Origin of the sequence: Vibrio fluvialis (genome assembly GCF_900460245.1) — a bacterium.
GTDB lineage: Bacteria > Pseudomonadota > Gammaproteobacteria > Enterobacterales > Vibrionaceae > Vibrio > Vibrio fluvialis.
In genome coordinates this window covers 1111786-1128405 of the sequence record NZ_UHIP01000002.1, presented here as the reverse complement: position 1 = coordinate 1128405, position 16620 = coordinate 1111786, and the positions used below count along the sequence as shown (strand labels likewise).

At 51.8% G+C, this 16620-nt stretch carries 12 protein-coding genes; all 12 read right to left on the bottom strand.

Annotated elements, in window-relative coordinates:
* Window positions 1–36: 36 nt before the first annotated feature.
* Window positions 37–1506, bottom strand: a complete 1470-nt coding sequence (locus DYA43_RS20215) for a DUF4832 domain-containing protein (RefSeq protein WP_061055504.1) — start codon at window positions 1504–1506, stop codon at window positions 37–39.
* Window positions 1503–1907 carry a hypothetical protein gene (locus tag DYA43_RS20210; RefSeq protein ID WP_024375310.1) on the bottom strand — a complete coding sequence of 135 codons (405 nt, stop codon included), beginning with the start codon at window positions 1905–1907 and terminating at the stop codon, window positions 1503–1505. The genes DYA43_RS20215 and DYA43_RS20210 overlap by 4 nt, the downstream gene beginning before the upstream one ends.
* On the bottom strand, window positions 1904–3010 hold the full coding sequence (locus DYA43_RS20205; RefSeq protein ID WP_061055503.1) for a glycosyltransferase family 4 protein: 1107 nt from the start codon (window positions 3008–3010) through the stop codon (window positions 1904–1906). The genes DYA43_RS20210 and DYA43_RS20205 overlap by 4 nt, the downstream gene beginning before the upstream one ends.
* Before the next feature lies 1 nt (window position 3011).
* Window positions 3012–4223, bottom strand: coding sequence for a glycosyltransferase family 4 protein (locus tag DYA43_RS20200; protein ID WP_061055502.1), 1212 nt, complete (start codon window positions 4221–4223; stop codon window positions 3012–3014).
* Entirely contained in the window at window positions 4223–5218 is a 996-nt protein-coding gene (locus DYA43_RS20195) for a glycosyltransferase family 2 protein (RefSeq protein ID WP_061055501.1), read from the bottom strand. The genes DYA43_RS20200 and DYA43_RS20195 overlap by 1 nt, the downstream gene beginning before the upstream one ends.
* Entirely contained in the window at window positions 5211–6590 is a 1380-nt protein-coding gene (locus DYA43_RS20190; protein WP_061055500.1) for a hypothetical protein, read from the bottom strand. Before DYA43_RS20190 ends, DYA43_RS20195 begins: the two co-directional genes overlap by 8 nt.
* Window positions 6580–7815, bottom strand: a complete 1236-nt coding sequence (locus DYA43_RS20185) for a lipopolysaccharide biosynthesis protein (RefSeq protein ID WP_061055499.1) — start codon at window positions 7813–7815, stop codon at window positions 6580–6582. Before DYA43_RS20185 ends, DYA43_RS20190 begins: the two co-directional genes overlap by 11 nt.
* Window positions 7816–7819: 4 nt before the next feature.
* The gene (locus DYA43_RS20180; protein WP_061055498.1) at window positions 7820–9964 is read right to left on the bottom strand and encodes a GumC family protein; all 2145 of its coding nucleotides are present in this window, start codon (window positions 9962–9964) and stop codon (window positions 7820–7822) included.
* A gap of 1 nt (window position 9965) precedes the next feature.
* Window positions 9966–10538 (bottom strand): polysaccharide biosynthesis/export family protein, encoded by a 573-nt coding sequence (locus DYA43_RS20175; RefSeq protein ID WP_020432160.1) that lies wholly within the window; start codon window positions 10536–10538, stop codon window positions 9966–9968.
* Complete coding sequence (locus DYA43_RS20170; RefSeq protein ID WP_061055497.1) at window positions 10539–11825, bottom strand: outer membrane beta-barrel protein; 1287 nt, start codon at window positions 11823–11825, stop codon at window positions 10539–10541.
* The gene (locus DYA43_RS20165) at window positions 11809–13224 is read right to left on the bottom strand and encodes an undecaprenyl-phosphate glucose phosphotransferase (RefSeq protein ID WP_061055496.1); all 1416 of its coding nucleotides are present in this window, start codon (window positions 13222–13224) and stop codon (window positions 11809–11811) included. The genes DYA43_RS20170 and DYA43_RS20165 overlap by 17 nt, the downstream gene beginning before the upstream one ends.
* A 237-nt stretch (window positions 13225–13461) precedes the next feature.
* Window positions 13462–16614 carry an efflux RND transporter permease subunit gene (locus tag DYA43_RS20160; protein ID WP_061055495.1) on the bottom strand — a complete coding sequence of 1051 codons (3153 nt, stop codon included), beginning with the start codon at window positions 16612–16614 and terminating at the stop codon, window positions 13462–13464.
* Window positions 16615–16620 lie beyond the last annotated feature (6 nt).

Here is a 16620-nt window from a genome sequence, read left to right as displayed (position 1 = left end):
CAGAAAAGCGGGCTGAGCCCGCTTTTTCCTTACTGCTTATCGCACCGTTAAATCCGATAACCGATACCAACCAGATTGTTGTTTGCCGCTATTTGCCAGATTCAGTTGCGCTTTGCCATAGCGATCCACCAACGCCAGCTCCACAAAGTAATGGCCAGCAGGTAATCGCTTCGGCAGGGTAAAACTGCTCATGGTCGAATGCTCACCCGGCAGCCATTGCAGCACATCGTTATCCGAAATCGCCAAAAACGCCGATTCGTCAGCATCGTTGATCAAACGATACGCCAGATAGTAGTGATGGTATGGCGGCGCGTTACCCTCATTGACGAATAACGTTTGAATCGTCAGAGTTGAACCGGCTGAGAGCTGCGCCTGATGCTCAAGTGTATCCACTCGCAGGCGATAGCCAATTTTACTCAGCGCATCATCCAGAAGATCCCGATATTGGTTCGGCACGGGTTGAGATTTTAGGTTTAACGTTGAGGCATGCTGGGCTACCGCCCAATCCAGACTGGCTTTGACCTGCTCGCGGGTATAGTTTTGCGTACTCAGCCATTCAGCCATATTGCCGCAGGTTTCCAGACTGACTGGCGCGGACTGCCATGCCTGATTAAAGAGCGCATAAGTTTGCTGAGCCATTTTGAGGCGATAAGGATAATCATCGACCATGTGACTCCAACTGTCGGAGAAATGGTGCCAGTCACCCCAGCAATCGGCGCGCCATCCTGCCCCTTTCTCCACTGCATAAGCCAGACTGTTTTCGCCGCTGATCAGCATCACTTTCGGCGTTTGTGCAAACGCAGCAAAATGCAAATCGACCAGTTTGTTCAGTTCGTCATCGCTGTAGCGCTGATGCAACGGTTCCAGCGTAGCAAAATTGCTGTTGTGCCACTCGCCCCAAGAGCCCACCATCCCAATATCGATATGGCTCAGACTCGGATTGCCATCGTAGCGCTGCCCGAGTGCATTGAGCAGTTTTTCAACATAATAGAGGTACAGATTGTCGTCCAGATCCGGCACAAAGGTTTTGCCATCTTGCGTCCAGACTCCACGGATGCCTTTATTGATCAACCAAGTGGGAATTTTACTGCCACTCCACGGCTCATCGGCCGTCATAAAGCGTAGTGCGACCATTTTAGCTGGCTGCTGCGCCTGATTAAGAGCCAGAAGACGGTCGATGGTATCAAACGCGTACTCGCCTTCTTTCGGTTCCAGATCGCTCCAGTAAAAACGGTAGTAATCCACACCTGACGCCGGATATTGATCGCTGGTCAGCGAAACGCCCCAACTGTTGTGAAAGGTTTCGACACCGACACCGGGATTCGAAATCGGCCCACTGAGCGCGGCAGGATGCACAGTGACCATCAGCTCATTGCGTGAATCCGATGTGGACGAAGAGGGCGTTTTCTTTTCCGCCTGACAGGCAGAGAGTGGCAACATCAGCAGCAAAATCCATCCGATGTGACACAGTAAGCCGCGGGAAGAACGCTTCGTGAGTGAGCTCATTGCATCAGCCCTTTAAACCAATCCCAGATACCGAGTGAGTAGTTGGGGAAAATATCGATACCCATCGCGGACTTAAGCAGATACAGCGCCAGAAATGACAAGCCCAACAGCGCGAGCAGACCCACTAATATCGCTGAGGTGACAATAAAGTTGGCCAGCTTCGATTCAGACGCCCGCAATTGAGTTCGGCGATCGCGTCCCATGAGTAAAACCAGATAGTAACGCTTACCAAACCAAGGCAGGCTTTTGCGTACATCAACCGGATGACGATTACCCAACCCAACGCTTTTTATCGCATGCTCAATGGCCTGCTTCTGTTTGTCGGTTAACTCCTGCGCGACTTCCTGATCGAGCGCGTAGTAAAACTGAGTCACCGCCTTATGTTCATTTGCCGCTGTCACACTGTCCGTCCTACAACTTTTTGGTAAACCTGCATGGTTTGCTGGGCGATTTTCTGCCAGTCATACTTTGCCAAGTATTCAGAATAGTCAACGTGCGTTTCTTCAGGCAGCGCCGCCAGCTTGTGACTGAGTGCCGAGACGTCACCCACCGGGAAATAGCAATTGGCATCCAGAGCCACTTCGCTGTTGGCGGGAATATCACTGACAATAGCTGGCAACGAGAACGACATTGCTTCGAGCAGCGCGATCGGCAGTCCTTCATGATAGGAAGGCATGACAAATAATCTGGCTTGCGAGAACACGGCTTTGAGCTCATCGCCTTTCAAAAAGCCTGTCAGGATAACGCCTGGTGTGGTGCGCGCTTTCTCTTTGAGCGCCGCGCTGTATGGCGTTTCATGGTCCGTATCGCCCACCAATACCAGCGGCATGCTCAACTCAGAATCGCGGTATGCATCAATCAGATCGTGAAAACCTTTCTCTTCCACAAAACGTCCCACCGCAACCATGTAGTTCTGTGGCGTCAACTGATACTGGCTCAAGGTTGATCTGATGATATCTGCGCTTAAAGGCACAGGCGCCAGAACACCGTTGTAAATCAAATTGGCATCAAAACGCTGATATTTTTGCTGCAGAATGCGGTTGATCACCTCTGAAATGACAATCACTTCATTGGCCCACTTCGCGGCAAATTTCTCGCCCAACATCAGCACTTTTTTAGCAAAACCGCCCCATTTCTGACGATCGTAGTCCGGCCCGTGGTGGGTAAACACCACTTTCTTACCCAGCAGACGCAGCAGCGGCACGACCAACCCCGGGCCAATCGCATGCACGTGAACCACATCGGAACCATCAAACAGGGTCGAGAAAGCGGCCAGAGTTGAATGCACTATAGCCTCAAGTGACTTTTTCTTCGGCGCCCAAATGGCTTTGGTCTGCACGCCTTCATAAGAAGAGCGTTGGTAAGGCACGTAAGGCGAACGCGCAATCACACACACCTCGGCGCCGAACTGTTTAACCAGTTGCGGATAAAGATGCTGACAATGGGTTTCAACGCCCCCCAGCACATCGGGAATGCCCCGCGTGCCCAATACGGTAATTTTCATGTTAAGCCACCTCACTGACGAGTTGCTGATACAAATCTAATAAACGTTGTTCGTGAGTGGTCAGCGAGTATTTATTCAGCAGTCGTTGACGTGCATGAAGTCCCATCTCAACAGCCGCCTCTTTTTGTGTGGCGAACTCGTCCATTACACTCGCCAGAGAATCCGGGTTACCTGCCTCAAACAAGCGGCCTTCCACGCCGTCCCGCACCTGTTCCGGAATGCCGCCGATATTGGCCCCGATGACAGGTTTACCATACGCCATTGCCTCCAGTACCGACATCGAGCAGTTTTCATAACACTCCGAGGGCACAATGACCGCGCTGGCCTGCTTGATCAGTGCGTGCAGGGCATCTCCGCTTTGAAAACCCAGGAAATCAATGTCGCTGTGTTCCGCTTTTAATGGCTCATACAACGGGCCGTCCCCTACCACTTTCAGTGGCATTCGTTTCTGCGACCGTTGATAAGCAGAGGCGAGTGTCGCCACACCTTTTTCCTGACTCAAACGACCAAGATAGAGAAAATAGCCATCATCGCGGCAACCCGTCGCATCGACGTGTTCATCAATCCCATTGACGATCACATCAATGCGGTTGTTCGGCAGTTTCTGACGAATGATATTGGCCAGAAATTCACTCGGCGACACAATCACATCCAGCGCTTGGTAGTTACCGGCCAGTGACTGATACACCGCCTCCAGCGACAATAACGCGCTCTTAAACAGTGAACCTTGCTGACAGCGGTAGCGACACGCATTCCACACCGAGCCATGCAGACACGCTTCGCAGGTATGACCGTCGCGGTACATGGTGTAACTCGGGCAGGCAATTTTGGTATCGTGCGCGGTGAGCACCGTTTTGCAGCCAAGAGACTTGGCGACTTTGATGATCGATGGCGTCAGCTGATGATAAATGTTGTGGAAATGCACCACATCCGGCCGCTCCTGTTCAATCAGGATGCGGATTTTCCGGCATGCTTCGCGATTGTGAATGAAATCCAGAGCCGTGCGTACGCTGCTCATCAAACCTTGACCGTCGTAATAATCAACGTTCGATACGAAAAAATCCTGATACGCTGAGGCGAAATTCTTCTCATGCTGCATTGAGAAATCGACGATCACCGCTCCGGATTTCATCAGCATTTCGCGTTCCTGAAAAAAGACCGTTTCCGCGCCGCCTTTCATGAAGAAGAATTTATTGACCAACAACACTTTCATCACTCTTCTCCTCGAATGACGCGATTCTCCGGCGCTGTCGCCGGATCTTTTAACGCCGTGCCCAAACCACGAATCAGGCCAGCAGAAAATACGCTCAGGTTAATCACACTTTGCGCCGCGTCGCGCAGCGAGCGGTTTTTTACCACTTTCAGCGTAAAGAAGGCAGCCAGTGGCAGTAGTGCTAGGCCAAACCAACTCCACGGTAAAAACAGCAGCGCAAACGCCACGCCGAGCAGATAGAGCGCAAAGATCAGTTCGTTTTTCACGGTGCTGACGGCTTGAGCAAAATGCGGTTTACCCCACGATGTTTTGAGCAATTCGCCGGAAGCACACAGGTAGCGGCTCCGCCAGCGATGACGCAACAAGGCAAACGTCGACATCACATACGAGGTGTGATGGAAATACGGCACATCAAGCCTGCGCAGTTTGAAACCCGCTTGGTGCAGGCGCATCCCCAGTTCCGCTTCTTCATAAGCGTGCAGGTTGCGATTGGTCAGATAACCGATGTGGTCAATCGCCGACTTGCGGTACAAACCACCGCCCGCCAGATGATGACAATCACCCAACGGATAAATCTGATGCAGACGTTGTTTACGTGACTTAAATTCGTAGCTCACCGCGTCGTCCATCTCCACCATTCCGGCCACGCCAGCGTAGTCTTGATGGGTATGTAAAAACTCAATCCCTTTCTCAATAAAGCCAGGCGCCAGCTGCATGTCACCATCCAACAGCAGCAAAAACTCCCCCTGCGCGTGCAGATAACCAAGCTGGTGCCCGACTCCACAACAGCGCTCCTCTCCATGGACCAACGACACCACCACCGCCCCAAGTTCTAGGGCTATTTTCTGGGTGTTGTCACTCGACAGGCTGTCGGCGACCAAAATTTCATGCGGATAGGCATGGAGGTTGTCACGAATACTATGAATGGTCTTCGCAATTCCCTCTTCTTCATTGTAAGTCTTGATAATGACGGAGACGGTAGGCATTTCACTCATAAGAACGCTCTCCCAGTGTGAGTACAGATTTGCGGATCACCAGCGCTGCACCCAGAGAAAAGAAAAACATAAACTGCATCATCGGCACCAACATCAGAATCTGGCTGTAAGGAATGCTCATCAGCCCCGCCAGACCAAACGCGATATACGCAGGCTGGTAGGCCACCAGTCGAATGTCAGCCACATCCATGTCGGATGCGTGCAGGCGAGGTTGGGGAATCGCTACCCAAATCACCATACACACCACCAACAGATACAAGAACGTGCCGATCAGGCCAATTTCCCACAACAACATGCTCATAGAGGTCGAATCCAGCAGCACATTAAACACATCGTTGAGGAAACCGGGGGCGACCGAACTGCCATGGTTGGTGGCATTCAGGCCATAACCAAATAACATGCTGGGCAGCCCGTACAAGCCGCTGTTTTTCAGCCAGAAAAATACGGTGGTCATGCGGCCAAGTTCGCCATTTTCCATGATGAAGTTGGGGTCAAAAATGTATTCCATCGATTCGATGAAAATTTCAAACGCGCCTTTGTTGGGATCAGTACCGAACGCAGACGAATAGGATGAAGCCAGCGCAAAGACGGCGAGCAGCAGCAAAGCCACCGAACCGCCAATCATGATCAGAATAATCTTGGCGTTGTAACGTTTCATCCCGTGCATAAAGCTCGGCACAAACCAGACAAACGCCAGCAAAATGGGCGCGATCAGGATAACGAATTTCACCTCGCCCAGAATGCACATGATGAAAGCAGCAATCACATGAAACGCGGTATTGGTTTTGCTCGCCACGCCGTGACGATACTCCGACACTTTCAGCAGCATAATGAGCAAGCAGAACAGACCCAGCGCTGCGGTATTACCACCGCCCATCGGGTCACCACCAAACGTGCCGACCACCGAGTCCCACATCTCAAACTCGCCTTTTATCGCCACGCGTTTGGGAACCACAACCAGCAGTTGATACAGCATCACGGGAAATTGAGCGTAGAAGATCCAGTACATAGCGCGAGTCAAACGATAGATCTGCGACTCACGGCAGAAGCCGAGCAACAGACAAAACAGCACCAGCGCAATCGCCAGTTCGTTTTTCAAACCGACAATGGTGACCACCACACCGTTTTGCAGCAGCGTTGAGACTGTCGCCATCGCAAAGAAGGCGACAAAGACCACGGCAATCACCCGTTCGCGGTTATCGAGTCCGAATGGCGCGTAGCGGGTTTGCAGCAGCATCAGGAGCAACATTGCACACGCCAGGACAAACGGTAGCCAGAGCACGGCGCCCACCCCGGTGAAATACTGCACCATGCCGCAGACAACCAACGTCATCCACAAATAAACCTGCATGTAGAGACCGTTATTGAGCATGGGTCTCCCCCACTGATTCGCGCATCAGGCGAGCTCGCTGATTCACTTTGAGGTAGATAAAGCCGTAACGCAGCGCCGACAATACCGCAAAGGCCAGCACTGACATGCCGTAGTCTGGGTAGAAATAAGGCAGCACAACAAACGCCAGTATCACGGCTGCCAACTGCTCGATCTGAATGCGCAAAAAGTAGCGCGGTGAACCAAACACCAGCTCAATCACCGTCAGCGGACACACCGCTAACGCCGGAAACAAATATGGCAGCATGTAGCGTGACGTGGGAACCGACTCAACCCATTCGCGGCTGACCCAGTGCTGGGCATAGGCAAATTCCATCACCAGCGGATAGAAGATGAACACGCCCGCAGTTGCGACTAGGCCAAGCACAAACAGCAATTTACGGACTTTGACAAATTCCGGGTAGTTAAAGCGCTGATGGCGAAAATCAATCGACCACTTTGAGAAAATCGAATTGCGAACCGCATTGCCGACAATCACGACAGGAGCCAGACAAAAGCGGCTGACGACCGCAAAGTAGCCCGCCGTAACGGACGAAAACCAAAAGTTGATCAGCACCATCGGCAGGTTGTTGTTGGCCATCGCCAACACTTCAGCGCTGCCCACTTTGGAAATATGGTGATGGTTGGCGCGATAAAAATGGCGGAGATTTGTCCATGAAACATGACTCCAGCGCAATTGTTTGAGCGGGGTCGAATAACACAGCCAAAGGATGATTAACCCAAATGCAGTCGTCGCCCACGCCCAGTAGAACCACAGCGCGGAGTGAGACAGCGCAATCATGGAAATCACCACCACCGACATCGAAATGCGTTGCAAAGCCAGCAGCGCCATTTTCTCATCGCGCATCAGCAAGTTTTCCGACACCAACACCCAAGCGTGCACCACCGTCAGCAGATAAAACAGGCCAAACGGCTTATCGAACAGCACCACAACGGCCGCCGTAAAAGGTAACGCCACAATCAGGCTTTGCAGCAGGCAAAACACGATGTTCTGCACCAGCCAATCATCCGCCTGTTTCGGTAACAACAGTTGAGAGGCGAACGTGCACACCTGCGCTCCAATCAGAACAATACTGTAGGTAAGCGCGTAAACACCGACCTCGCCCATGCCGTAGCGATGAGAGATCAGCCACAGCGATACGGCGCCAATCACCTGCGACAGGACTGACGAACCGGCAATGGTTGAGATGCTTCTGAGCAGGCTCATGGGCTTACTCCACCGCAGCGAACGTCGTGAAACTTCCTTGCGTGATAAAGCGTTTGCTCTCCTCGCTTTGCAGATTTTCCGCATTCACCTGGTTCAGCACGCCGCCCACCACGTGAATGTTGTCACCATGCAGCTTACGCAAATCGTTCACCATCTCCGGTGCCTGACGTTGCTCAGCACACACCACCACCAGCACCGTATCCAGAGCTTGCGCAGCCAACTGGCTGTCTTTGCTGTCGCTCAGCGAAGGCAGATTGACGATCACGCAATCGTAGCGTTCTTTCAAAATGTGCATCAGTTCGGCATAACGTTCATTGGCAAACAGCACCAGTGGTGACGGCTGCCATACGCCGCGCGGCAAAAAGTCGCATTGAGTGGTCAGAGGCTGAATCAGAGTATCCAGTGACTGCTCCGTTTCGATCCACTGCGCCACACCGTTAGGTTCAGGTTGTGGGTGGTCAATCACGCTGAATGACAGCGCACCGCTACCACGATAATCAAGATCCACCAGCAACGTGCGTTCGTTCTGACTCCAGGCTTTAGCCAGCAGTTGTGCCAGCAATGAGGCTCCTTCCTGCACTGTGGTTGCCATTACACCCACCACACGCGCCTGTGGCGCCGCCAGCCGCACCGCCGTTTTCAGCCCGAGAATGGTTTCCATCGCATAAGGATTGGATTCGATCAGGCTGACTAACTGCTCGCGCGGCTCTTCGCCTTCAAAGCGTGGAATATCCGCCAGTGGCTTCAGCCCCAGTTTGGATTGCATCTGGCTCAACATGTAAATTTTACGATCCAATGCGGCGCGAATGATCAGATAGAGAATGCACAGCGCGGGCGTCAGAATCGCCACCATTGCCAGCAGCAAGGCTTTGTTTGGTTTTTGCGGGCGCTCAGCTGCCGCAGCCGGGTCATACAACACCGCATCGGCTTCACGATATTGCGACGTCAGGCTTTGCTCTTTGCTGCGCAGGAATAGCTGACGATACAAATCTTCTGTTTTATCCAGATCAGTTTTCAGACTTTCGTAGTGGTCACGTTTCGCCACCAACGTTTTGAAATCGTCTTTTTGAACTTTCGCCAGGGCTTTGTAACGGTTCTCTTTCGCGAGATCTGTCTGGTACTGCTTGAGCAGACCTTCTTTCAGCTCCTGCAGTAATGATCGGGTTTGCGCTTCAATCGCATGAATCTGCGCTTTGGCTTCCAATACCTTGTTGTGTTTTGGCCCGTAACGCAGTTCGAGATCCGCCAGATTGCGTTTGGCCTGAATCAGCGCAATACGCAGATCCTGCATTTGTGGATGTGCAGACACTTCCGGCATCGACGCAATATCTTCAATCGGCGCGTTCAGGTTGCGGGCAACGATTTCGTACTGCGCCTGCGACGCTAAACGGCGCTCTTTGGCATCCGCCAGTTTGTTGGTAACAATGCCCAGCTCTTCAGTTTCATAGCCATCAATCCCACGGAATGTCAGCAGTCCCTCTTTATCCAGAAACTGCTCCATTTCCTGCTTCTTCGCCGCAATCTGTTGACGCAGATCTTTCATCTGCTCTTCGTTCCAACGCTGTGCAGCTTCGGTTTTCTCGACTTTCTTATCTACGGTGTAGTCGATGAAAGCTTGCGAGACGCCATTCGCCACTCTTGCCGCTTCCTGAGGATCTTTGGATTCAAAAGAGACATACACCAACTGAGTCTGACGCACTTCGGTAAACGTGATGTTCTGACGCAGCATCTTGAGTGCTTTTTCCATGCGCTCCTGTTCAGACAGCGTCCACTCCGGATGGGATTCGCTCAGCGGCTTATCGCCGTTATAACGCGCATCTTCATCCAGTTTGAGAGTTTTGATCGCACGCTCAAGGATCACACGCGACTGCATGAGGTTGTATTGAGTGTCGTAGTAGCGACCGCGCGTTGAATCATAGCCGTCAACCTGTTGAATCGGGGTCGCATTGTCTTCTTGCGCTTTGATCAGCACCGCAGCCGTTGAGACGTATTTCGAACTGATCGACATGACCAGCGGCACACAAGCTCCGGTGACCAGAACCGTCGCCAGAACCACTTTCCATCCATGTTTTTTAAGCGATTTCACCAGCGGCGCAAAATCAATGCTGCTTTCCATTTTCGTGCCGCTTTCTACCATTCTTACTGACATATTAGAAAAAACTCTGTTCGACGATGATGGTGTCACCGGGTTGGATAAGATGCGTTAATTCAACTTTTTTGAGCAGTTCATTGGTTGCTGAAACGCGAATATTGATGTCTTTACGATCGGCGCGATCAGTAAAGCCGCCCGCGAGCGCCACCGCTTGCTCAACCGTTAAATGAGGCTGATATTCGTAACCATTCGGTTGCTGAACTTCACCCGTGACGTAAATTTTGCGAAATTCCGCCAGATTTACGGTCACCATCGGGTTAAGCAGGTAGTCGCCGCGCAAACGGGTTTCGATTTCCGTTTCGACTTCGGTCGGTGTTCTGCCAGCCAACTTGACTTCACCGATATAAGGGAAGTTCACTACACCCGCTTTGGCGATTTTCAGCTTCATCGACATATCCGGTTCGCCGTGAACGATGATGTCGATCATGTCACCGGTTCCCAGGTGATAATCTTCCACCTGCTGCGACTGAGTGTCACCGCCTGGCGCAGTGGGTTGTGGCGAATCAGCCGCCGATACCGGCATCGCCACCAGCCAAATAAAGCTCAACCATGCAATAATTAACGCGCGCATCTAAATCTGTACCTTTAATAACAACTGAATCAAGGATTGTTCGTAACCCAAATAGCGAGTGAACGTCTCCCCTGGTTGGTTTCCATACCGAATGACATCATCGGTGTTGGATGTCATGTCGCTCCACTGATAATTCAACTCAACGCGAATTGAAGGGCGGAAATCGTAACCGAAGGCAACCTTGGCCACCTGCGTTTTGTCATAGCGATCATTGTTTGGGATACGGTAATCATCGGTTTGATAGCCGTAATCCAGCGTGGTAGAGAAACGATCCACCCACCAATAATGTGTCCACGCGAGGCCATATTTACCTTCCAGGACATAGCCCCCTTCTTGTTCGGGATCCTTCACTTTTTGCCAGGTGTAGAGTGTAAACTCGGAATGCTTGACTGGCTTCCAGTTTGCTTCGAGATCCCAGTTAAAGCCCTTAAAATCCTCGGCATTCTCATCATTGGGAAACTCTTTGTACAACAAAGCGACATTCCCCTCGACGGTCGTTTTTCCCGTACGCTCACTTTTTAAACCGAACAGCAAATAATATTCATTGCTACGCTTATTTTCCGCTTCATCGTAGTAACGACGGTTGGTAATGAAACTATAGCGAAAACGGCTCTTGCTGCTGTACTGGTCAAATAAATCAACCACTAAACTGTCTTCCCGCCACTCTTGCTCCAGCAGGTATTCATAAAACGACGCCGATGCTTGTTCGAACGCATCAGTATCACGAAAGCGCAAAGTTTTGCTCTGTAGCATCACTTCCAACTTGCCGCGACCTTCCGGCGCGCCGTAGCTGTAGCGCAAACTGGTATCAAGCAACGAGTTCTTCAAGCCACCTTCGCTAAAGCCAAACTGCTTGAATTCGGCGTCATCAAAGCCTTCCGACATATCCTGACCACGTTTTTCCTGACCAAAGGTTTGCGAAAGGTTAAAAGTCAGGCCATGCATGCGTCCAAACCGCCACGCGGTATCCAGCATCATAAAATGGCGGTCGTAGTCGTCAGCGGACGAATCTTCGTAGCGTCGATATTCGCCGCTGTACATCAGCACATAACGGTCTTCGCCCCGCTCCCCGATGGCCTTCAGTGTCGGAGTCAGCGTCCAGAAATTGGAATCGATGGCCGCGTCTGAGTCACGTTGATAGGTCACGTTGTCATCGTGACCGTAGTCCACGCCGAGCTGGCTTTGAAAATCGATTCCCGCGATACCAATATGCGACTTCGGGGTTAATTCTGCGTGTGCCGCCGGAGCCAGCACCGCGATGATTAATGCACTAGTAAGCTGTCTCACTCACAAAGCCTTTGAAAACGGTCAGAAAAATAATTTTGATATCGAGCCACAAACTCCAATTCTGCATGTACTGGATGTCGTAACGAATGCGTTTGTCCATTTTGTCGACGGTCTCCGTTTCACCGCGATAACCGTTGATCTGCGCCCATCCGGTAATTCCAGGTTTAATTTTATGGCGAATCATGTAGTTATCGACAAGTTTACGGTATTGCTCGTTATGTGCGACGGCATGCGGACGTGGGCCAACAATGGACATTGAACCTTGCAATACATTGATAAACTGCGGCAGTTCATCCAGCGACGTACGGCGAATAAAGGCGCCGAACTTGGTCACGCGCGGATCATTTTTCGTCGCCTGCGTGACTACCGCGTCGTTTTCCATCACTTTCATCGAACGAAACTTCCACACTTTGATTTTTTTGCCGCCCAAACCATAACGGTCTTGCTTAAACAGCACCGGGCCTGGCGAGCTCAATTTGACCCCGATGGCCACCGCCAGCAGCACGGGTGAGATCAACAGCGCAATCATAGAGCCGATAATGATGTCTTCGACGCGTTTAACGAACTTGCCCACGCCATCAAACGGCGAACTGAAAATACTGAAGGTTTGCACACCGCCCACTTCTTTCAACTGGGAAACGCTGAGGTTGTAGGTGTAGAGATCAGGGACCAGAAAGGTATCGACCGTGCTGTCTGACAATTCATCCAGATAGTGGCGAATACGATCGCGCGCCACCATTGGCAAGGCGATATAGACTTCATCAATGCCATCCTCTTTCGCCAGTTGGATTAACGGCTCCACTTTGCCTTTCATTGGTGAGCGGATCGGATAAGGGAAGCGGTTTTCATCGCGATCATCGTAAAACGCGATGTCGAGATCTTGCGGACGGTGCGCACGCATCAGCGCTTGCTCAATCGTGAGGCCACCGGGCGTTAAGCCGATGATCGCCACCCTGCGTTTTTTGTTCATCGCTTTACGCACGCCACGCACTGCCGCAATGGTTGCGCAGCGCACACTGAACATCAGAGCTAACAAAATCACATACCATTGCAAAAACACCGCATTGTTCAAATTGGTGATGGTATAACCTTCTAAGTTTTTGAAGGTAAATTTCACCAGTTGCATCGCTAACGCCGCAACGACCAGCGTGTACAACAGGCGAATGAAGGAGCGGCGAATACGGCTAAAAGTGGCATGCGAATAGAGACGCAGGTATTCACCTGCCAAAAGAAACAGAACCGAAAACAGAAAAGCGGCCGTGGCGTCGATCGCGGTCTCTTTGGCGCCAATCCAACGAATAAGCACGGTCAAACTGAGATTGATGATCAGGAAATCGACGATTTTAAGTAATGTGGCGTAACCGTCGTCCGCCAATTGCAACGCTTTTCTAGAAGTCATGGATGGATCGCCTAGTCAGAGAAAATACTGCAAGCACAATCAGTAAGTTGCAGTTAAGCATAACTATAGTTGATATGTGACTGTCGTGCTCCTGCAACAAATCCTGGCGTCCATCCTCAAATCACGTTGAATAGGTTAGAAGATTCTTTGAAAGAGAAATGTCAATTTTTCGTCAGGAAACGTGTCAAAAACACTACTACTGATAACCTCAATAGTAGTGTTTTGATCTCGCGCAATTTAGTCTTCGTCAATGTCCACTAAACGCGTACTGCCGCCATGAATTTTTTCTCGCTGGCGTTGCACCAGCGCGTAAAATCCGGGAATTAAGAAGGTGCCTGCGAGTAACACACACAGCAAACCGCCCACCAGCGAAATCCCCAGCGAGTTTTGACTCACATGCCCTGCCCCCGAGGCAAAAATCAGCGGGAAGATACCCAGAATGAATGACCATGACGTCATGTTCACCGCACGAAAACGCAGCTTACCACCATCGATCGCCGCCTGATCAATCGGCAGGTTCTTCTCCTCGCGCTCCATCTTGGCAAACTCCACAATCAGAATCGCGTTCTTCGCCGCCAGCGCGATGAGCAGCACCAGACCAATCTGTGCGTACAGGTTGAGTGCCGTTCCGGTGATGGTCAGCGCCATATAGGAACCGAGTGTGGCGACCGGCACCACCAGAATGATCGCCAGCGGAATACTCCAGCTCTCATATTGCGCCACCATGAACAGGTAGATAAAGATCAGCGCCAGCGCAAAGGCGTAAATGGCCTGATTACCAGCCAGAATTTCCTGATACGCCATTCCCGTCCATTCATATTGGTAGCCTTGCGGTAAGACCTGAGCGGCGACCCGTTCCATCGCAGCCAACGCATCACCACTGGAATAACCCGGAGCAGGCTGACCTTGAATGATGGCACTGCGGTACATGTTGTAGCGCCACGCCACATCCGGCTCAAACACTTCGCTGTAGCTGACCAGGGTGCTGAGCGGAATCATATCTCCGCTCACCGAGCGCACATGAAAATGCTTCAGGTCTGCCATCGAATTACGATGTTCGCTGTCGGCTTGCATGGTCACTCGAAAGTTTTTGCCAAACATAGTGAAGTCATTGACGTACATCGAACCCAGGTTGCCTTGCAGCGTCTGGAAGATATCAGACAGTGAAATTCCCAGTTGCTTGGCTTTCTCGCGATCGATATCCACGTAATAGTGCGGCACGTTGGCGCGGAAGGTACTGAACGCATAGGCAATCTCAGGTTGCTGCATCGCAGTGCGGATGACGTCATCCATCACCATCGCCAAATCAGTGCGGCTGCGGCCGAGTGCGTCTTCCAGCACAAATTCAAAACCTGAAGCGGCACCCATACCCGGTACGGCCGGCGGACCCATCGCAAACACGATCGCCTGCGGCAGCGTTTGTGCAGCGCGGCCATTGATGCGCATTGCAATCGCATTGGCAGAGTGATCGCCCGCCAGTGCACGTCGCGTTTCCCAATCATGCAGTTTAATAAACAATGAAGCGCCGTTTGAAGCCGCCGCCCCCGTCATAAACGAGTAACCATTGGCAACCGTGACACCATCAACGCCCGGCTCTTTCTCCACCATCGCCACCAGTTGCGCGGTGGTTTCTTCAGTACGCGACAGCGACGCCGAGTCCGGTAGCTGAACGTTCACCAGCAGAATGCCTTTGTCTTCCTGCGGCACAAAGGCCGTCGACGTGTTGTTCGCCATCCAACTGACGGCACTGACTGCCAACACAAAGAACATCACCAGCATCAGACTTTTCTTAACCAGAATTCCGGCAATCTGACCGTAGCGATGGGTGACTTTTTCCAGTCCACGGTTAAAGGCTTTAAACCAACGAGCCGTATTGTCACCGCCCTGTTTCAACACCAGTGAACACAGCGCCGGCGAAAGCGTTAAGGCATTGACAGACGAGATCACCACTGAAATACAAATGGTCAGCGCGAACTGTCGATACATGATGCCGGTGATGCCCGGCAACATCGCGACAGGCAGGAATACCGCCAACAGCACCAGCGTTGAGGTAATGATGGGCCCCGTGACTTCTTTCATCGCCATCAACGTTGCTTTACGCGGGCTGAGCGTCGGATCCTTCGCCATGGTGGTATCGACGTTCTCGATCACCAGAATCGCGTCATCCACCACGATACCAATCGCCAGAATCAGGCCAAACAGCGTCACCGTGTTGATGGTAAAACCGGTCATCAGCATCACGGCAAACGTACCAATCAGCGACACCGGAATCGCCACCACAGGAATCAGCGTCGAGCGGAAACTGCCCAGGAACAGATACGTCACAGCAATCACCAGCAGAATCGCTTCCACCAGCGTTTTCACCACACCTTTGATCGATTCGGCAACAAACAGTGTCGTGTCATAGCTGGTCTCGTAAACCATACCCTGCGGGAAGTTGGTGCTGAGATTGTCCAGCATATCCATCACCGCCTGACCGCTCTCGAGCGCATTCGCATCCGATTGCAGCGACAGAGCCACAATTGAGGCGTCGCGGCCACGGAATTTGCCGTTCCCATCGTAGAACTTTTTACCCAGCTCCAGACGTGCCACGTCTTTCAGGTAGACACTGGAACCGTCGTTATTGGCACGCAGTACCACGTTCTCAAATTCTTGAACGGATTCGAGCCGGCCTTTGGTCACCAGGTTAAACTGTACGTCCTGAGCCGCGTGGTATGGCGCAGCACCAATACGGCCAGCCGCCACCTGCACGTTCTGTTCAGCCAGCGCGGCATATATATCCGTGGTGGTCAGTTTCAGGCTGGCCATCTTCTTCGGATCCAGCCACACACGCATCGCATATTCACCGCCACCAATCACGTTCACTTCACTGATGCCTTTAACGCGCGCCAGCTGATCTTTGACGTTTAGGTTGATGTAGTTGGTCAGGAACTGATCGTCATAGCGCCCGTCCGGCGAATAGAAATTGAGCACCATCAGAATATCCGGCGAACGCTTTTTCACCGTCACCCCAACCATGCGAACTTCTTGCGGCAGCTTGGATTCAATCTGCGCCACGCGGTTTTGTACGTTGACCTGTGCCATATCCGGATCGGTGCCGACATCAAATGTCACCGTCAGGTTGTAAGAACCGTCATTGGCACTTTTCGACGACATGTAGATCATGTTTTCAACGCCGTTGACCGAAGTTTCTATCGGATCCGCAACCGCTTGTTCGACAACCTCAGCGCTTGCGCCGGTATAAAAGGCGGTCACACTCACCGAAGGCGGGCTGATTTTGGGATATTCCGCCACCGGCAGGACAGACAACGCGATGGCGCCCGCCAGTGTCAGAATGATGGAGATCACCAGCGCGAATTTGGGGCGCTGAATAAAGAAACGACTGAGCATAACGTC